A 17,962-nucleotide genomic window follows, 5' to 3' on the forward strand; every position below is an offset into this window, starting at 1 on the left:
GGTGTCGGTACCGAACCGGGTGGGCGATCGGCAGTAGTCTTCTTCGGTGCCGTCGAAGACCGAGTTGCCCACCGTTCCCGCTCTCCTGCAGGTCGCGGTGCACTCGCTCGGCGGCAAGGAACGCAGCAATCAGCTGACGATGGCCTCGGCGGTGGCGCACTCGATCGACACCGGTGAGCATCTCGCAGTACAGGCAGGCACCGGCACCGGCAAGTCCCTCGCCTACCTCGTCCCGAGCATTCGGCACGCAGTGGAATCCGGCAAGACCGTCATCGTCTCCACGGCGACCATCGCGCTGCAGAGGCAGTTGGTGGACCGCGACCTACCGCGCCTGTCCGACGCCTTGACCGAGGCAGTCGGCCGTCGACCGAAGTTCGCAATCCTCAAGGGCCGCAACAACTATCTGTGCATGAACAAGATCCACACCGGCGCCGCGCAAGAAGCACCGGACGCCGAGTTGTTCGATCCGTTCGCCGTCTCGCGCATGGGCCGCGAGGTGGTACGGCTGACGAAGTGGTCGTCCGAGACCGAGACCGGCGACCGCGACGACGTGGTACCCGGGGTCAGCGACCAGGCCTGGCGTCAGGTCAGCGTCACCGCCCGTGAATGCCTGGGCAAGTCCCGCTGCCCGGTCGGCGAGGACTGTTTCGCCGAGCGCGCCCGTACCGAGGCAGCGCAAGTCGACGTGGTGGTCACCAACCACGCCCTGCTCGCGATCGACGCGATCACCGGCATCCAGATTCTGCCCGAGCACGACGTGGTGGTCGTAGACGAGGCGCATGAACTGGTCGATCGAGTGACCGGCGTTGCCACGGAGGAACTTTCGGCCGCAACCGTCACCGCAGCGGCGCGTCGTAGCGCAAAGCTGATCGAAGAGGACACGGTCGACCAACTCGAAGGGGCAGCCGAGAACTGGGCGGCGATCCTGGACGAGCTGCCCCCGGGCCGCTGGCAGTCCCTGCCCGACGGCGTCGGCCCCGCGCTCGCCTCCATTCGCGACGCGGCCTGGGCAGTACGCACCGCGATCGGCCCCAACAAGCAGGGCATGGCGAACAGCGATCCCGAGGCCGCCGCGGCTCGCAGCGCCGCACTCGTCGCTGTCGACGAGGTCCACGACAGCGCCGTCCGGGTCCTCACGGCGTTCGACGAACCCGATCCCGCCAAGCGCAAGGACGTCGTCTGGCATGCCGTCGACGATTTCCGTGGCAACGTCAAACGCACCGTCCGCATCGCACCGCTGTCGGTGGGCGGACTGCTGCGTGCGCGCTTGTTCGCCGAATCCACCGTCGTGCTCACCTCCGCGACCTTGACCGTCGGCGGATCGTTCGACGGGTTGGCCATCAACTGGGGCCTGCCCGCGGAGAAGCCGTCTCGCAGTGACACCGCGATGGCGTCGGGTGTGGAACCACCGTCCGACGCCGGGTCGATTCGCTGGAATTCGCTCGACGTCGGCTCGCCGTTCGACCACGCCAGGGCCGGCATCATGTACATCGCCAAGCATCTGTCGCCACCGGGACGCGACGGCCTCTCCAAGTCCTACCTCGACGAGATCGAGTCGCTGGTCAGCGCCGCCGGCGGCCGCACGCTCGGACTCTTCTCGTCCATGCGCGCGGCCAAGGCAGCCGCCGAGGAGATGCGCGAACGTCTGGACACGCCGATCCTGTGCCAGGGCGACGACTCCACCGGTGCACTGGTGCAGAAGTTCGCCGACGACGAGGCCACGTCCCTGTTCGGGACGCTGTCGCTGTGGCAGGGCGTCGACGTCCCAGGACCGTCGCTTTCCCTGGTGATCCTGGACCGCATTCCGTTCCCGCGGCCCGACGATCCCCTGCTGGTGGCCAGGCAGCAGGCCGTCGAATCCCGAGGCGGCAACGGCTTTCTCGCAGTCGCCGCCAACCACGCGGCCCTGTTGCTGGCGCAGGGCGTCGGCCGGTTGCTCCGCAGCGTCGACGACAAAGGTGTTGTCGCCGTTCTCGATTCGCGGCTCGCCACCGCCCGTTACGGCGGCTACCTGCGGGCCTCGCTGCCACCGTTCTGGGAGACCTCGGATCCGGAGGTGGTCCGCAAGGCCCTCACCCGTCTGGCCGGCCAGTAGCTGCCGCTACGGCGTCGCGACCAAACCGAGCTCGGCATCCGAGGCCAGACCGTGGTGATGCGGCAGCACCCGCACCGTGTATCCCACCGTGCCGCTGTGCGGTAGCCGTGTCTCGCCGGCATACACGTGCTCACCGCCCTCGGTTCCCACGTGTGTCATCGCCGTCGTGCGAATGTCGGTGAGGTTCTCCTCCTCGTCGACGCGCCCCACGACCGCCTGCACCACCACGTCCGAGGCGTCCAATCCACCGAGCGCAACGTTGGCGCGCAACGAGAGTTCCGCCCCGATCACCGGAGTGTCGGGCAGGCCTTCACTGTCGACGCGGGTGACTTTCACTGCGCCCCATGCCTGTTCGACGCGGCGGCGGTACGACGCGACGTCGATGGCACCGCGGTGATTCTCGGCCGACACCGCGCGGGCGGATTCGGCTGCAGGCGCGTAGTAGCCAAGCGTGTAGTCCTGAACCATTCTGGACGCCAACACTTTCGGGCCCAGTTGCTCGAGAGTGTGCCGCACCATCTCGATCCAGCGGCTCGGCACACCGTCGTCCCCGCGGTCGTAGAACTTGGGTAGCACCGCCTGTTCCAGAAGTTCGTAGAGCGCTGCGGCTTCGAGGTCGTCGCGTCGATTGTCGTCGGTGACACCGTCGGCCGTCGGGATGGCCCAGCCGTTCTCTCCGTCGTACATCTCGTCCCACCAGCCGTCGCGGATCGACAGGTTGAGGCCACCGTTGAGCGCGGACTTCATGCCCGAGGTGCCGCACGCTTCGAGCGGTCGCAGCGGATTGTTCAGCCACACATCGCATCCCCAGTACAGGAAGCGTGCCATGGACATGTCGTAGTCGGGCAGGAACACGATGCGGTGCCGCACATCGGCCTGATCGGCGAACCTGACGATCTGTTGAATGAGCGCCTTTCCGCCGTCGTCGGCGGGGTGCGACTTTCCTGCGACCACCAACTGGACCGGACGAACCGGGTCCAACAACATGGCCCGCAGTCGCTCGGGTTCACGGAGCATCAGGGTCAGACGCTTGTACGTCGGCACGCGTCGAGCAAATCCGACGGTCAACACGTTGGGATCGAAAACACCTGCAGTCCAACTGATTTCGGCTTGCGTGGAGCCGCGTTCGAGTGCCGACCGGCGCACTCGGCGTCGCACCTCGTCCACCAACTGCGCACGCAGAGCGTTACGTGTGGACCACACGCGCTCCGAGGACAGCTTCCCATCCTGCACCCATTCCCGCGCAGCCCAGGTCGGAGCGTGGACACCGTTGGTCACCGACCCGATCGGCACCTCGGATGCGTCGAACCCCGGCCACAGGCCGTCGAACATCTCGCGGCTGACGATGCCGTGCAGCTTCGACACCCCGTTTGCGCGTTGGCCCAAACGCAATCCCATGTGCGCCATGTTGAACACCGAGGCGTCGCTTTCGCCGCCGAGGGCGAGGATTCGATCCATCGGCAACCCCGGCAGCAGCGCCGAGTCCGAGCCGCCGTCCGAGCTTCCGAAGTAGTGCCGCACCAGATCGGCCGGAAACCGGTCGATTCCGGCGGGTACCGGGGTGTGGGTGGTGAAGACGGTTCCGGCTCGCACCGCCGCCAGCGCGGAATCGAAGTCCAGTGCGCCCGCAGTGACGAGTTCGCGAATGCGTTCGACACCGAGGAAGCCTGCGTGGCCCTCGTTCATGTGGAACACCTCGGGATCGGGCAATCCGTACGCATGGGTGTAGGCCCGGATCGCTCGAACTCCGCCGATACCGGCGAGTATCTCCTGCTTGATGCGGTGGTCCTGGTCGCCGCCGTACAACCGGTCGGTCACCCCGCGCAGCTCCGGGTCGTTGTCGGCGATGTCGGAATCGAGCAACAGCAGCGGGACGCGTCCCACCTGGGCGATCCACACACGGGCTCGCAGGACGCGAGATCCTGGCATCGACACGTGGATCAGCACCGGAGAATCACCGTCGTCGGTGAGCAACCGCAGCGGCAGACCGTGCGGATCGAGGGACGGGTAGCGCTCGGCCTGCCAGCCGTCGGCCGTCAGTGATTGCCTGAAGTAGCCCGAGCGATAGAGCAACCCGACACCGATCAACGGCAGGCCCAGGTCCGAGGCCGCCTTGAGGTGGTCACCGGCCAGAATGCCGAGTCCGCCGGAGTAGTTGGGCAGCACTTCGGTGACGCCGAACTCCATCGAGAAATAACCGATGCCCGACGGCAGAGCCCGTCCTTCGGCCAGCTCGTTCTGGTACCAGAGCGGACGCGCGAGGTAGTCGTGCAGATCCGCTTCGGCGGCGTCCAGCTCGGCCAGGAATCGCTCGTCGGCCGCCAGTTCCTCGAGTCGCGCAGGCTCGACGGCTCCGAGTACGGCCACCGGATCGCGTTCGAGTTCGGTCCACAGCAGTGGATCGATGTGCTCGAACAAATCCTGCGTCTGCGAGTGCCACGACCACCTGAGGTTTGTCGAGAGCTCGGCAAGGGCATTCAAGCGGGCGGGAAGATGGGCTCGGACGGTGAATCGACGCACGGCTTTCACAGAGTCGAACCCTACCCACGGACACCGGTATCGATGGGTGGCTTACGCGAAATCTCCTCGACCGCGCCGTTGCGGACAGTATGCGTCGGCGCACGCGCCATCTGCATTGCTGCACTACGGTTGACGAGTAGAAGCACACCAATATCGGCTCGACAAGAGGTTGCGCCCGCGCAGCCATACCTCTAGCGAAGAATGGAGTGTGAAGTGACAGGTCGACTTGGTATCGACAATGTCCTTCCAGATACGACGACCGGGAAGTACCCCGCGAAAGCGGTGGTGGGCGAGACATTTCCAGTCTCCGCCGACGTCTGGCGCGAGGGTCATGATGCAATTGCCGCCACGCTGTCGGTGCGCGGACCTGGAGGCAAGCTCGAACGCATCCCGATGACACCGGGCCGCGAACCCGACACCTTCGACGCGGTGTTCGTCCCCTCTCGGCCGGGTTACTGGATCTGCCGCATCGAAGCATGGAGCGATCCGATCAGCACCTGGCGGCACGCCGTCGAAGCCAAGCTCGGGGTGGGCCAGAGTGCTCACGAACTCGCCAACGATCTGGAGATCGGGGCGCGTCTGTTCCTGCGTGCTGCCACCGGGGTCCCTGCCGAGAGCAGGCAGATGCTCGCCGATGTCGCCGCTGCGCTGCGCGACACCGACCGCCCGCTGCCTGCTCGGGTCTCCTCGGCGTTCGCGTCGTCGGTGGCGGACTTGCTGTTCGATCATCCACTGCGCGAACTGGTCACTCGATCACGCGCGGTCAACGTGTGGGTCGATCGCAATCTCGCACTCAACGGTGCCTGGTACGAGTTCTTTCCCCGGTCGACCGGTGGGTGGAACGAGGACGGCTCTCCGCGGCACGGCACGTTCGCGACGTCGATCGAGCAATTGCCCCGCATCGAGCGGATGGGATTCGACATCGTCTACCTGCCGCCCATCCACCCGATCGGCACCATCAACCGCAAGGGTCCGAACAACACGCTGACCCCCGGTCCCGAGGACGTCGGGTCGCCCTGGGCGATCGGCTCGAAGGACGGCGGGCACGACGCCATCCATCCCGAACTGGGCACCGAAGACGATTTCCGAGCGTTCGTCGCCGCAGCACACGAGCACAACCTGGAGGTGGCCCTCGATCTCGCCCTTCAGGCCGCTCCCGACCACCCTTGGGCTGCAACACATTCCGAGTGGTTCACCGTACTACCGGACGGCACGATCGCATACGCGGAAAACCCGCCGAAGAAGTACCAGGACATCTACCCGGTCAACTTCGACAACGACCGACGCGGCATCTACGAAGAGGTGCTCCGCGTGGTTCGGTACTGGATCTCGCTGGGCGTCAAGGTCTTCCGAGTCGACAATCCACACACCAAGCCACCGGACTTCTGGGAATGGCTGATCGCCGAGGTCAAGAAGACCGACTCGGACGTATTGTTCCTCGCCGAGGCGTTCACCCGTCCGGTGCGCATGTACGGATTGGCACAGCGCGGGTTCACTCAGTCGTACACCTACTTCACCTGGCGTGTCGCGAAGTGGGAGCTGACGGAGTTCGCCGAGGAGCATGCTCGACGCGCCGACGATGCGCGTCCGAATCTGTTCGTCAACACCCCGGACATCCTGCACGAAAGCCTGCAGCACGGCGGGCCCGGAATGTTCGCTCTCCGAGCAGCTCTGGCGGCCACGATGGCTCCCACCTGGGGCGTCTACTCCGGGTACGAGCTGTTCGAGCATCAAGCCGTGCGCGAGGGCAGCGAGGAGTACCTGGACTCGGAGAAGTACCAGTTGCGTCCACGCGACTTCGAGGGAGCGCTCGCCCGAGGCGAGTCGCTCGAGCCCTGGATCACCACGCTGAACGCGATCCGTCGTGCCCATCCGGCACTGCAGCAACTGCGCAACATCCACTTCCACACCATCGACAACGATGCGTTGATCGGATATTCCAAGTTCGACCCGCAGACCGGTGACTCGGTTCTGGTGGTGATCAACCTCAATCCCTTCGGAGCCGAAGAGGGCACGATCCATCTGGACATGCCCGCACTGGGCCACGACTGGCAGGACACCCTCACGATCAAGGACGAAGTGAGCGGCGTCCACTACGACTGGGGCCACACCAATTTCGTCCGGCTCGAGCCCTGGACATCGGTGGCGCACATCTTCACGCTCCCCCACATCCCGTACCCGGCACGAATCGAACTGGCCTACCGCGGCAACCGAAAGTGAGTGGATTCAACGTGACCGAGAATCCGACGACGCCCGAAGACACCGTCGCAGCCCCGTCCGACAACGATCTCGAACTCATCGCTGCGGGTCGGCACTACAACCCGCATTCCGTCCTCGGTGCCCACCCGGTGCCGGGTGGAACAGCCATCCGCGCCCTCAAGCCCGACGCCGAGACAGTCGTCGCCCGTGTCGGCGGCGTCGACTACGCGCTGACCCACGTCGCGCACGGAGTCTTCTCGGCTCTGGTTCCCGTCGAGGACCTGATCGACTACCGACTGATGGTGACGTGGCCCGGCGGGCACGTCTCCGAATCCGCCGACGGATACCGGTTCCTGCCCACTCTCGGCGAGCTCGATCTGCACCTGTTCGGTGAGGGTCGGCACGAGCGACTGTGGGACATCCTCGGCGCACACCAGCAGTCGTACGCCACACCGGACGGTAGCGTCACCGGCACGTCGTTCGCGGTGTGGGCCCCCGCAGCCCAGGGTGTCACCCTGGTCGGCGATTTCGACGGCTGGACCGGCCGAAGCTGGCCGATGCGCGTGCTCGGATCGACCGGTGTGTGGGAACTCTTCGTCCCCGATATCGCACCGGGCGCGCTGTACAAGTTCCGCGTGCACGGCTCCGACGGTTCGGTCAAGGACAAAGCCGATCCGATGGCGTTCGCCACCGAGATTCCCCCGTCGACGGCCTCGGTCGTCACCGCGTCCTCGTACACCTGGAACGACGAGAAATGGCTCGATACCAGGGCAGGCATCGAGCCGACGCAGGCTCCGATGAGTGTCTACGAGATCCACCTGGCGTCCTGGCGACCGGGCCTGGGTTACCGCGAGCTCGCCGAGCAACTGGCCGAGTACATCACCGAAACCGGCTTCACCCATGTGGAACTGCTCCCCGTCGCCGAGCATCCGTTCGGCGGATCCTGGGGATACCAGGTGACGTCGTACTACGCACCCACGTCGCGCTTCGGTAGTCCCGACGATTTCCGCTACTTCGTCGATCATCTGCACAGTGCCGGAATCGGCGTCATCGTCGACTGGGTACCCGCCCACTTCCCCAAGGACGAGTGGGCCCTTGCCCAGTTCGACGGCGGCCCCCTCTACGAGCACGGCGACCCGCAGCGAGGTGAGCAACTCGACTGGGGCACCTTGGTTTTCGACTTCGGACGCCGCGAGGTTCGCAACTTCCTGGTCGCGAACGCGCTGTACTGGATCGACGAATTTCACATCGACGGACTGCGCGTCGACGCCGTGGCGTCGATGCTGTACCTGGACTACTCCCGCCCCGAGGGCGGCTGGTCGCCGAACATCTACGGTGGCCGCGAGAACCTCGAGGCCGTCACCTTCCTGCAGGAGATGAACGCGACGGTGCACAAGAAGCACCGCGGTGTCGTCACCGTTGCCGAGGAGTCGACGGCATGGCCCGGCGTCACCCGCCCGACCAACGTCGGCGGACTCGGGTTCAACATGAAGTGGAACATGGGCTGGATGCACGACACCCTCGGCTTCCTCGGGCGTGATCCGATCCACCGCAGCTACCACCACCACGAGATCACCTTCTCGCTCGTCTACGCGTGGAGCGAGAACTACCTGCTCCCGATCAGTCACGACGAGGTGGTGCACGGCAAGGGCACGCTGTGGACTCGGATGCCAGGCGACGACTACACCAAGGCGGCAGGCCTACGCGGCATGCTCGCTTACATGTGGGCGCACCCCGGTAAGCAACTGTTGTTCATGGGTCAGGAGTTCGGACAGACCCGTGAGTGGTCCGAGGAACGCGGACTCGACTGGTATCAGATCGACGAGGAACCTCTGCACAACGGCGTCAAAACCCTTGTGTCCGATCTGAACTCGACATACAAGTCCCACCCGACATTGTGGACACTCGACACCTCGCCGAGTGGTTACTCGTGGATCGACGCCAACGACACCGAGAACAACGTGCTGAGCTTTCTTCGGTACGGATCCGACGGTTCGGTCGTCGCGTGTATTTTCAACTTCTCCGGCAACGAGCACGGCAGCTATCGTGTGGGACTACCGGAACCCGGCCGTTGGATCGAGATCCTCAACACCGATGCAACGGAGTACGGCGGCTCCGGCATGGGCAACCTGGGTGAAGTGACGGCAACATCGCACTCGTGGCACGGTCGACCGGCATCAGGCCAGGTCGCACTACCCGCCAACGGGGCGATCTGGATCAAACTGGAGCAATAGACATGAGTGGCGGCCGCACACCCCGACTACTGGCTGCGGCCGCCACTGCAGGGCTCCTGCTGCTGACCTCGTGTGCGCAGACCGTCAGCGGGGACGCGAAGTCGATCTACGAGAACCCGTTCACCGTCGCCGGACTTCCGGTCACCAGCGGGCCGAGCGGGCCACGTCCCGGCGTTCCCGATTCGGCGATCACCGTGGAAAACGCCGAGGGCACCGACTCGGACGTCCTCGCCACGAACGCGATCGACGACATCCAGCAGTTCTGGGCTGAGCAGTACCCCAGTTTGTTCAAGGGCACGTTCACCCCGGTCTCGAAGGTCGTCTCGTGGGACGCGTCCGAGGACGAAAGATCGGGCATCAGATTCTGCGGAGACCGCACCGGCGGTATCCCCAACGCGGCCTACTGCACCCGTTACGATTCGATCGGGTGGGATCGCACCATCCTGCTCCCGGCGCTCGTCGACGCGTTCGGCCCGATGTCGGTGGTGATGGTGATCGCTCATGAATACGGACATGCCATTCAGCATCAGTCGGGCCTCGTCGGCGACGACACCCCGACCATCGTTGCCGAGCAACAGGCCGACTGTTTCGCCGGTGCCTTCATTCGGCACGTCGCCGAGAACGATGCGCCCCACTTCACGATCAACACCTCGGACGGACTCAACGGCGTTCTGGCCGCGACCGTCGCCGTGCGCGACGTCGATCCCAACGACCCCGAATCGGTACACGGCTCCGCCTTCGAGCGCGTCACCGCAGTGCAGATCGGCTTCAGGGACGGCGCGGCAACCTGCACCGGCATCGACGAGGCCGAAATCGATTCGCGTCGAGCATCGTTGCCGCAGAAGTTCACCGACGCCGACGAATCCGGCGAGCTACCGGTCACCGAGGACTCCCTCGGCGCATTCACCCGCTCGTTCGAGAAAGTGCTGCCCGTCTCCGCTCCGCCGAACATCGACTACGCCGGCTCCGACGTCGGGTGCTCCGACGCCGAGGCGACCGCGCCGGTGTCCTACTGCCCGTCGAGCAATACCATCGGCGTCGACGTCGAGGACCTGGCCGAACGCGGGCAGCCCGAGACCCCGCAGCGCGGGGACATCTTGCCGCTCAACGTATCCGGTGACTACAGCGCGTACGTGCTGTTCGCCTCACGCTACACACTCGCGGTGCAGAAAGAGGCAGGCCAGACGCTCGACGATCCGCAGACCGCTCTGCGCTCGGCCTGTCTGTCCGGGGTCATCACCGCGGCGATGAGCGTCGAGAACGGGGCGAAGGACCTCGAAGTCTGGCTCTCCCCCGGCGATCTCGACGAAGCCGTCTCGGGATTACTGAGCGACGGACTCGCCGCCAGCGACGTCAACGGTACGACGCTGCCGTCCGGGTTCTCCCGAGTCGATGCATTCCGCTCGGGAGTTCTCGGCGGCAAGCAGCTGTGCGACGCGCGCTACAGCTGAGCGTCGACTAGTACAGCGCCGAAGCGAGCTTGCGCCGAGCCGAGACCACCAACGGGTCGGCTGCGTCGAACAACTCGAACAGCTCGAGCAGACGGGTCCGCAAAGCCGTTCGATCATCGCCTGCGCTGATCTTGATTCCGTCGATCAGCCGAGCGAAGGCCTCCTCTGGTTGCTGACCGGCCATCTCCGCATCCGCTGCGTCGATCCGAGCCTGCACGTTTCCGGCGTCGGCGTCGGCGATTGCGATCGCGTCGGGTGCGAGGTTCTGCACGCGAGCCAGGAACTTGACCTGACGCAGTGCGGCGACGGCCTCGGTGTTCTTCGGCTCGGCGTCGATGATCGCCTGGTAGGCGGCCTCCGCCTTGTCGAAATCACCCTCGTCGATGGCCTCTTCGGCGGCGACGATGCGTGGGTCCTCGATCTCGGGCTCCGGTTCCGCGGCAACGACTCCGGGTGGGCCACTGAGCTTTCCGGCGGTCGCCTGCTCGACGGCCTGCAGCCACTGACGCAACTGCTCGTCCGATTGCGTGCCCTGAAAATCGGCGAGGGGCTGGCCGGCTGCAACGGCAACCACCGTCGGAATGGCCTGCACGCCGAATGCCTGTGCGATCTGTGGATTGGAGTCCACGTCGACCCGCGCGTGCACCCATGCACCGGCGGCCTCGACGGCCAGCTGTCCGAGCTGACGCGTCAAAGCCTGAGACTGCGGCGAACGCGCCGAACCGAGGTCCACGATCACCGGAACCTGCGTGGATCGCTGCAGAACCTCGGCCTCGAACGTCGCCGCGGTCACGTCCACGATCGGTGCCAGTCCTCCCGCCTCACCGGCGGATTCGGCCGCGGGAGCAGGTGCCGGACGGTCCTTGAGAACGGACAGGTCGACGGCACCGGCAATGGATGCGGGAACGACGGCTGAGGGGCGGGCGGGAGGACGGGAACCGGGTCGAGTCACGCCCTACAGTTTGTCACTAACGCGATGCGTCATCCACTGGCGGGCGGTGCCGGTGGATCAGGACGGAACCTTCGCCTCGGCTGCGGGACGGCCGGTGCTCAGCTCGGCGAGACGGCCGGTGCGCGCGGCCCAGATCTCGAAGATCACGGTGCCGAACGGCGGGAATGCCGCGACGAGCGCGAGCAAGGTTGCCTTGACGTCCCACTTCAGCTTCACCGCGGTCAGCACGGCTACTGCCAGGTAAACAACGAACACTCCGCCGTGGATCGGTCCGAAGATCTTCACGCCGATTTCGTTGCCGTCGGCGGGGATGTACTTGAAAGCCATTCCGATCAGCAGCCCGAGCCACGTGAACGCCTCGAGAACGGCGATGAAACGAAAGCGCTTTGCGGTGCTGCTCAGGTCGAGGAAGTTGTTCATGCCCGCTATTGTGCCCGGTTTGCTACGACAGAACGTAGTGGCTCTGGTCTCAGTACCTGTCCAGAGCCACTACGACGTCCTACGGCTTCGGCACTCGAACGATGAGGGCGTCGCCCTGTCCACCGCCGCCGCACAGTGCGGCTGCGCCCACTCCACCGCCGCGTCGCTGCAGCTCGAGAGCCAGATGCAAGGCGATGCGAGCACCCGACATGCCGAGAGGATGCCCGATCGAGATCGCCCCGCCGTTGACGTTGACGATCTCCGGATCGATGCCGAGCTCGCGGGTCGACGCGATACCGACTGCCGCGAACGCCTCGTTGATCTCGACGACGTCGAGGTCCTTCGGGTCGATGCCTTCCTTCTCGCACGCCTTGGCGATGGCGCGGGCCGGCTGCGACTGCAGGGTGGAGTCAGGACCTGCCACCACGCCGTGGGCACCGATCTCGGCGAGCCAGGTCAAACCGAGGGCTTCTGCCTTCTCCTTGCTCATCACCACGACGGCGGCAGCACCGTCGGAGATTTGGGAAGCCGATCCGGCGGTGACGGTGCCTGCTTTGTCGAAGGCAGGCCGCAGCTTGCCGAGGGAATCGACAGTGGTGTCGGCCCGAATGCCCTCGTCGGCGGTGAACTGGACCGGCTCACCCTTGCGCTGCGGGATCGATACCGGGACCACTTCGTTGTCGAAGACGCCGTTCTTCCACGCCGCAGCCGCCCGCTGATGCGAGGCTGCGGCAAAGGTGTCCTGCTCCTCGCGACTGATGACCTCGGTGGTCTGGTTGCGCTGTTCGGTCAGTGCGCCCATGGCCTGATCGGTGAAGATGTCGTACAGACCGTCGTAGGCGAGGTGATCGCGCATCGTGACATCGCCGTACTTGAATCCGGCGCGCGACTTCTCGAGCATGTGCGGTGCCTGAGTCATCGACTCCTGTCCGCCGGCGACCACGATCTCGAATTCGCCTGCGCGGATCAGCTGGTCCGCCAATGCAATGGCGTCGACTCCGGAGAGGCACACCTTGTTGATCGTCAACGCGGGCACGGTCATCGGAATGCCCGCAGCAACAGCAGCCTGCCGGGCTGGAATCTGGCCGGCACCGGCGGTGAGAACCTGGCCCATGATGACGTAATCGACCTGATCCGGCGCAACACCGGCCTTCTCGAGCGCACCCTTGATTGCGATTCCGCCGAGGTCCGATCCCGAGAAGTCCTTGAGTGCGCCCGAAAAACGCCCCACGGGCGTGCGAGCGCCGGCGACGATGACTGTTGTGGTCACGATTTCCTCCGAAAGTGTGAAGACGGCCTTGTCGAGATCAACGCTCCGACGCCCCCTACCGATACCGGCCGGGCGGAGCACCGAAACGCAGCTGGCGCTAACGTCATGGCCATGACCTCCAGCACGCAGTCTTACACGGGAGCTCCCCTGCGCTCCGACCTGGTGACAGCTATCGACCACGTGGGTATCGCCGTTCCCGATCTCGACGCCGCCATCACCTGGTACACCGAGCACCTCGGCATGGTTGCCGTGCACGAGGAGATCAACGAGGAGCAGGGCGTTCGCGAGGCGATGCTCTCGTTCCCCGGAGCCGGTGACAAGTCCGCTGCGCTGCAGTTGCTCGCTCCGATCGACGAGTCGTCCACCATCGCCAAGTTCATCGGTCGCAACGGCCCCGGACTGCAGCAATTGGCGTATCGCGTCACCGACATCGAGGAGATCTCGACCGAGTTACGCGCCCGCGGGGTTCGGTTGCTCTACGACGCCCCGCGACGCGGCACCGCCGACTCCCGAATCAACTTCGTCCATCCCAAAGATGCAGGCGGAGTGCTCATCGAACTGGTCGAACCGAACCCCGACGCGCACTGATCCAAGTCCGGCCGGGAACCGTATGGCTCTCTACTTGACTCACCGGTAAATTGACGGCCATGGCCATCGATCATGAACGCACTTCCACGGTGCAACTTCCCTTTTCCATCGTCCGGAAGGGGTTCGATCGCGACGAAGTCACCAACTACTTCGAGCGATTCGACGCCGAGCTACGTCTGACGACCGCCGACCGTGATGCGGCAGCAGCGCAGGCTCGTGATCTGGCCAAGCAACTCGACGATGCACGCGACGAGATCGACGAGCTTCGCAAGGACATCGACCGGTTGTCGGTGCCGCCCACCACCGCGGAGGGGATGAGCGATCGCATCTCCCGCATGCTGCGTCTGGCCTCCGATGAAGCGTCCGAGGTTCGCGCGAAGGCGCACTCGGAGTCCGAGGAGATGATTTCGGTCGCGCAGCAGGAAAGTGCGCGTCTTCGCGGGCGGCACGAGTCGCTGGTGGCCGAACTAGAGGAGCGTCGGACTGTCCTCGAGGCCGAACACAAGCAGACGATGGCTCAGGCGCGTACCGAGGCAGCCCGAGTGGTCGAGGCCGCCCAGGCCGAGCGCGACAAGCTTGCCGCCGAGTCCGAGGAGAAGCGCGCCAAGGTCCAGGAAGACTTCGAGATCACGATGGCAGAGCGCCGCACCAAAGTGCTCACCGCGCTCGAAGAACTCGAGGCGTCGAGCAAGGCCGACGCGACCCGACGCATCGAAGAGGCAACCACCGAGGCTGCTCGACGGCTCCAGTCCGCCAGCGAGCAGGCCGAGCGACGGATTGCGCACTCCAAGGAACTGGCCGAGGAGCTGCGGGTGCTGCGCAGCCGCGTTCTTGCCCAGCTGCTGGGAATCCGAGGTCAGCTCGATTCGGTTCCGGCCATGCTCGCCTCTGTCAATCGCGAGAGCGAACTGCTCGACAATCCCGACCCGACGGCAATCTTGAAGAAGGAAGAAGAGAAGGCGGCTGCGAAGGCGGAGGACGAAAAGGAGTCGGCCGAGTCCGCCTCCTGATCCGACTCATCTCGAATTCGTCGATCCGCGCCTGGCCTCCCCCGCTACGACCATCTGCGGGTGAGGCCTCGCGTGTTTCGGCCGGTCCAACATCCGGTGTGCCAGTGCCTGCGATTGTCCGCACCACCGAAATCGTCCGACGGCCACGCCACGATATGTGCGACGCCAGGGCGCACCTCGTGATCGCAGCCGGGGCATCGATACGTCTTGACGGCCTTGGCACCCGGAATCATCCGCGTCGTATACGTATCGCCGTCCGGACCGACCTCGACCCGATTGCCGCCCAACACAGAGTCGGTAGCCGGACCGAGATCGCTCGGTCCGCTCCGAGTCGGTCGGCGGGGTTGATTACGGCGAGGCACACGTCCAGTGTAGAGAACGGGTGCCTCGATGCCGACAGTCGTCAGAAAAGCCTGAACTCGGTGCTGTCGGTTCCCCGCAGGACGTCGTAGTCGAGTGTGAGACAACGAATGCCGCGGTCGGTGGCCAGCGTCTTCGCCTGCGGCTTGATCACCTGCGCAGCGAACACTCCACTGACCGGCGCCAGCAGCGGATCGCGATTGAGCAACTCCAGGTATCGAGTCAACTGCTCGACGCCGTCGATCTCGCCACGTCGCTTGATCTCGACCGCGACCGTTCCGCCATCGGCGTTGCGGCACAGCAGATCCACCGGCCCGATCGCCGTCATGTATTCACGTCGCACAAGCGTGTACCCGTCACCCAAGGTGCTCACGTGCTCGGCCAACAACTCCTGAAGATGGGCCTCCACACCGTCTTTCACCAATCCGGGATCGATACCGAGCTCGTGACTCGAGTCGAGCTCGACGTCGTCGATGGTGATCCGAAGTTCCTCGCCCGCCTTGTTCGTGACGATCCACTTGATCGTCTTGTCCTCGGTGGTCTCGACCAACCAGCAGGGCGGAGACATCCAGTTGAGGGGCTTGTAGGCCCGGTCGTCCGCGTGCACGCTGACCGATCCATCGGACTTGACGAGGAGCAGGCGGCGAGCGGACGGAAGGTGTGCGGTGAGGCGGCCGACGTAATCGACTTGGCAACGAGCAATAACTAGACGCACTCGACCACCTTAAGCCAGGGGCCCCGTTAGTCTGTGACGACCATGCCGCAATTGAGACGATCTGCCGCTCCCCTTGGTTCCCGACTGCTCGGCGACACTACCGAATCACCACGCCGACGACGGATCCGAATCCAGGTGCTGCTGACCGTTTTTCTGATCCTGTCGAACTTGATCGGCGCGGTCATCGTAGGTGTGCTGATCAGTGTCGTCGTTCCGGGCCCTGACGTCCTGAAAATGGATCGCTACTGGTGGGTCAACTTCATCGTCGTCCCGGTGTACGTCCTTCTTGCCTTCCTGGTCGGCGTCGTCTGGGGCACCACTCGTGCTCTCAGGAGTCTGCGGTGGGGCATCGAGGATCGCCAACCCACCCGATCCGAGCAGGTCGCGACCCTCGCAATGCCGTGGCGCCTCACACGTATGCAAGTTGCACTGTGGACTGGCGGGTTGCTCTTGCTGACCACCATCGACGGCATCATCGATCCGCAATCGATTCCCAAGGTTGCGTTCACGATCGCCGCGGGCGGCACCGTTGTCTGCGCGTTCAGCTACCTGCTCAGTGAGTTCGCGCTCCGCCCTATCGCGGCTCGCGCCCTGGAGGCAGGCGACCCACGACGAATCCGTATCGCCGGCGTCATGGGCCGCTCTATTCTCTCGTGGTTGCTCGGAACCGGCGTTCCGGTCTCTGGGCTGATGATGATCGCGGTGTTCCGCTTCCTGAGACCCGAGACGACGTCCGCTCAACTGGCTGTCTCGATCCTGGCGCTCGGCGGCATCACCATCGTCTTCGGATTCGCGCTGACCGTACTCGGCGGCTTCGCGACAACCTCTCCCATCAACAACGTGCGCGCAGGAATGGCCGAGGTGGAGAAGGGCAACATGGATGTCCGTCTCGCGGTGTACGACGGCACCGAGCTTGGCGAGCTCCAGAGCGGGTTCAACCGAATGGCGGAGGGTGTGCGTGATCGCGAGAAGATCCGCGACCTGTTCGGGCGACATGTCGGACAGGAAGTTGCCGAGAAGGCGTTGCAGTCCGACAGCGAACTCGGCGGCCAGGAACGCGACATCGCCGTCTTCTTCATCGACCTCGTTGGCTCGACCGAATTGGCGGCGTCCCGGCCACCAACCGAGGTCGTGCACCTGCTCAACCGATTCTTTGCAGTAGTGGTCGACGAGGTCGACGAACATGGTGGATTCATCAACAAATTCGAGGGCGACGCCGCCTTGGCGATCTTCGGCGCACCGAACGACATTCTCGACCACTGCGGGTCTGCGCTCGCTGCAGCACGAGCAATTGCCCGACGGCTGTTGGTGGAAGTCCCCGAATGCAGTGCCGCAGTTGGCGTGGCTGCAGGACGCGCTGTTGCCGGCAACGTCGGTGCGAAGTCTCGATTCGAGTACACAGTCATCGGAGACCCCGTCAACGAGGCCGCTCGCCTCTCCGAACTGGCAAAGAATGCTCCGGGGGCGATCCTCGCCTCCAAGACAGCGGTCGACGGCGCGGCGACGGACGAAGCCGATCGCTGGGAATTCGGTGACTCGGTGACTTTACGCGGGCGATCGGTGCAGACCGTTCTGGCGAACCCCAAGAACGCCGAGATTGCCGCAGACGAGCCTGAAGCCGTGCACGCCTGATCCCATTCGGCAGTGCGCTCAATTGGCGTGGTGCGCTATGCCCGAGCCGTCTTCGCTACTGCCTTTTCCCTTCTCGCAGCAGCCGTCGCGAATGCGCGGGGATTGGTGAGTGGTCGGGGTGCGAATGTGCGCGCGGATAGCGAATGCGCGCGCATTCGTCAGATGCGCGGGGATTGGCGAGTGGTCGGTGTGCGAATGTGCGCGCGGATAGCGAATGCGAGCGCGTTCGTTCCGTGCGTTCGTTCCGTGGCGTTCGCGTCGTGGCGTTCGCGTCGTGCGAATTACTGACGGCGGATGGGGTGCCGTGTGTGCGGGTTCGGTTGTGGTCGTGGTGGTTTCGAAATGCAGAACACCCCCAGACCAGTGGTCTGGGGGTGTTCTGTGAAGTTGTGTTCGGCGGTGTCCTACTCTCCCACACCCTGTCGAGTGCAGTACCATCGGCGCTGGAGGGCTTAGCTTCCGGGTTCGGAATGGGACCGGGCGTTTCCCCTCCGCTATGGCCGCCGTAACTCTGCG

At 64.9% G+C, this 17,962-nt stretch carries 13 protein-coding genes and 1 rRNA gene; 7 read left to right on the forward strand and 7 right to left on the reverse strand.

The genetic code is table 11. The annotated features are described in order from the left end of the window. The first annotated feature begins 46 nt into the window (after nt 1-46). Nucleotides 47-2,095, forward strand: coding sequence for an ATP-dependent DNA helicase (locus tag ACNEOT_RS21865; protein WP_415976700.1), 2,049 nt, complete (start codon nt 47-49; stop codon nt 2,093-2,095). Nucleotides 2,096-2,101: 6 nt separating this feature from the next. Here ACNEOT_RS21865 and glgP read toward each other — a convergent pair whose 3' ends face one another. Further along, a complete protein-coding gene (glgP, locus tag ACNEOT_RS21870) occupies nt 2,102-4,624 on the reverse strand; it encodes an alpha-glucan family phosphorylase (protein WP_415976701.1) in 2,523 nt (840 codons plus the stop codon). Nucleotides 4,625-4,828: 204 nt separating this feature from the next. Here glgP and ACNEOT_RS21875 point away from each other — a divergent pair, with 204 nt between their 5' ends. Genes ACNEOT_RS21875 through ACNEOT_RS21885 form a run of 3 tightly spaced genes read left to right on the forward strand, consistent with a single transcriptional unit; the run spans nt 4,829 to nt 10,499 of the window. Next, on the forward strand, nt 4,829-6,835 hold the full coding sequence (locus ACNEOT_RS21875) for a maltotransferase domain-containing protein (protein ID WP_415976702.1): 2,007 nt from the start codon (nt 4,829-4,831) through the stop codon (nt 6,833-6,835). Between the two features lie 11 nt (nt 6,836-6,846). Beyond that, a complete protein-coding gene (gene glgB / locus ACNEOT_RS21880) occupies nt 6,847-9,048 on the forward strand; it encodes a 1,4-alpha-glucan branching protein GlgB (RefSeq protein WP_415976703.1) in 2,202 nt (733 codons plus the stop codon). Nucleotides 9,049-9,050: 2 nt separating this feature from the next. Next, entirely contained in the window at nt 9,051-10,499 is a 1,449-nt protein-coding gene (locus tag ACNEOT_RS21885) for a metallopeptidase (RefSeq protein ID WP_415976704.1), read from the forward strand. A 7-nt stretch (nt 10,500-10,506) separates the two neighbouring features. On the opposite strand, the gene ACNEOT_RS21890 is transcribed toward ACNEOT_RS21885, so the two are convergent. The 3 genes from ACNEOT_RS21890 to ACNEOT_RS21900 all read right to left on the reverse strand — a co-directional run bounded on the left by ACNEOT_RS21890 (nt 10,507) and on the right by ACNEOT_RS21900 (nt 13,141). After that, the gene (locus ACNEOT_RS21890; protein ID WP_415976705.1) at nt 10,507-11,451 is read right to left on the reverse strand and encodes a co-chaperone YbbN; all 945 of its coding nucleotides are present in this window, start codon (nt 11,449-11,451) and stop codon (nt 10,507-10,509) included. A gap of 57 nt (nt 11,452-11,508) precedes the next feature. Continuing rightward, complete coding sequence (locus ACNEOT_RS21895) at nt 11,509-11,871, reverse strand: DUF3817 domain-containing protein (protein WP_415976706.1); 363 nt, start codon at nt 11,869-11,871, stop codon at nt 11,509-11,511. A gap of 79 nt (nt 11,872-11,950) precedes the next feature. After that, on the reverse strand, nt 11,951-13,141 hold the full coding sequence (locus ACNEOT_RS21900) for an acetyl-CoA C-acetyltransferase (protein ID WP_415976707.1): 1,191 nt from the start codon (nt 13,139-13,141) through the stop codon (nt 11,951-11,953). A gap of 105 nt (nt 13,142-13,246) precedes the next feature. Here ACNEOT_RS21900 and mce point away from each other — a divergent pair, with 105 nt between their 5' ends. Beyond that, nucleotides 13,247-13,729 carry a methylmalonyl-CoA epimerase gene (mce, locus tag ACNEOT_RS21905; protein WP_415976708.1) on the forward strand — a complete coding sequence of 161 codons (483 nt, stop codon included), beginning with the start codon at nt 13,247-13,249 and terminating at the stop codon, nt 13,727-13,729. A 59-nt stretch (nt 13,730-13,788) separates the two neighbouring features. After that, nucleotides 13,789-14,739, forward strand: coding sequence for a hypothetical protein (locus ACNEOT_RS21910; protein WP_415976709.1), 951 nt, complete (start codon nt 13,789-13,791; stop codon nt 14,737-14,739). 44 nt (nt 14,740-14,783) lie between these two features. On the opposite strand, the gene ACNEOT_RS21915 is transcribed toward ACNEOT_RS21910, so the two are convergent. Together ACNEOT_RS21915 and nucS are read right to left on the reverse strand one after the other, a co-directional pair. Continuing rightward, on the reverse strand, nt 14,784-15,101 hold the full coding sequence (locus ACNEOT_RS21915; protein WP_415976710.1) for an ATP/GTP-binding protein: 318 nt from the start codon (nt 15,099-15,101) through the stop codon (nt 14,784-14,786). Nucleotides 15,102-15,142: 41 nt separating this feature from the next. After that, on the reverse strand, nt 15,143-15,814 hold the full coding sequence (gene nucS / locus ACNEOT_RS21920) for an endonuclease NucS (protein WP_415976711.1): 672 nt from the start codon (nt 15,812-15,814) through the stop codon (nt 15,143-15,145). A gap of 42 nt (nt 15,815-15,856) precedes the next feature. Here nucS and ACNEOT_RS21925 point away from each other — a divergent pair, with 42 nt between their 5' ends. Next, nucleotides 15,857-17,446 carry an adenylate/guanylate cyclase domain-containing protein gene (locus ACNEOT_RS21925; RefSeq protein WP_415976712.1) on the forward strand — a complete coding sequence of 530 codons (1,590 nt, stop codon included), beginning with the start codon at nt 15,857-15,859 and terminating at the stop codon, nt 17,444-17,446. A 391-nt stretch (nt 17,447-17,837) separates the two neighbouring features. Here ACNEOT_RS21925 and rrf read toward each other — a convergent pair. After that, nucleotides 17,838-17,954 (reverse strand): 5S ribosomal RNA (rrf, locus tag ACNEOT_RS21930). Nucleotides 17,955-17,962 lie beyond the last annotated feature (8 nt).

Origin of the sequence: Rhodococcus sp. 077-4, from assembly GCF_047782425.1 — a bacterium.
In the GTDB taxonomy this organism is placed as follows: domain Bacteria; phylum Actinomycetota; class Actinomycetes; order Mycobacteriales; family Mycobacteriaceae; genus Rhodococcoides.

Bases quoted from the DNA above. Each gene is read 5' to 3' on its own strand.
- ACNEOT_RS21885 (WP_415976704.1), top strand. From the start codon at position 9,051: ATGAGTGGCGGCCGCACACCCCGACTACTGGCTGCGGCCGCCACTGCA.
- ACNEOT_RS21895 (WP_415976706.1), bottom strand. From the start codon at position 11,871: ATGAACAACTTCCTCGACCTGAGCAGCACCGCAAAGCGCTTTCGTTTC.
- mce (WP_415976708.1), top strand. From the start codon at position 13,247: ATGGCCATGACCTCCAGCACGCAGTCTTACACGGGAGCTCCCCTGCGC.
- ACNEOT_RS21910 (WP_415976709.1), top strand. From the start codon at position 13,789: ATGGCCATCGATCATGAACGCACTTCCACGGTGCAACTTCCCTTTTCC.
- ACNEOT_RS21925 (WP_415976712.1), top strand. From the start codon at position 15,857: ATGCCGCAATTGAGACGATCTGCCGCTCCCCTTGGTTCCCGACTGCTC.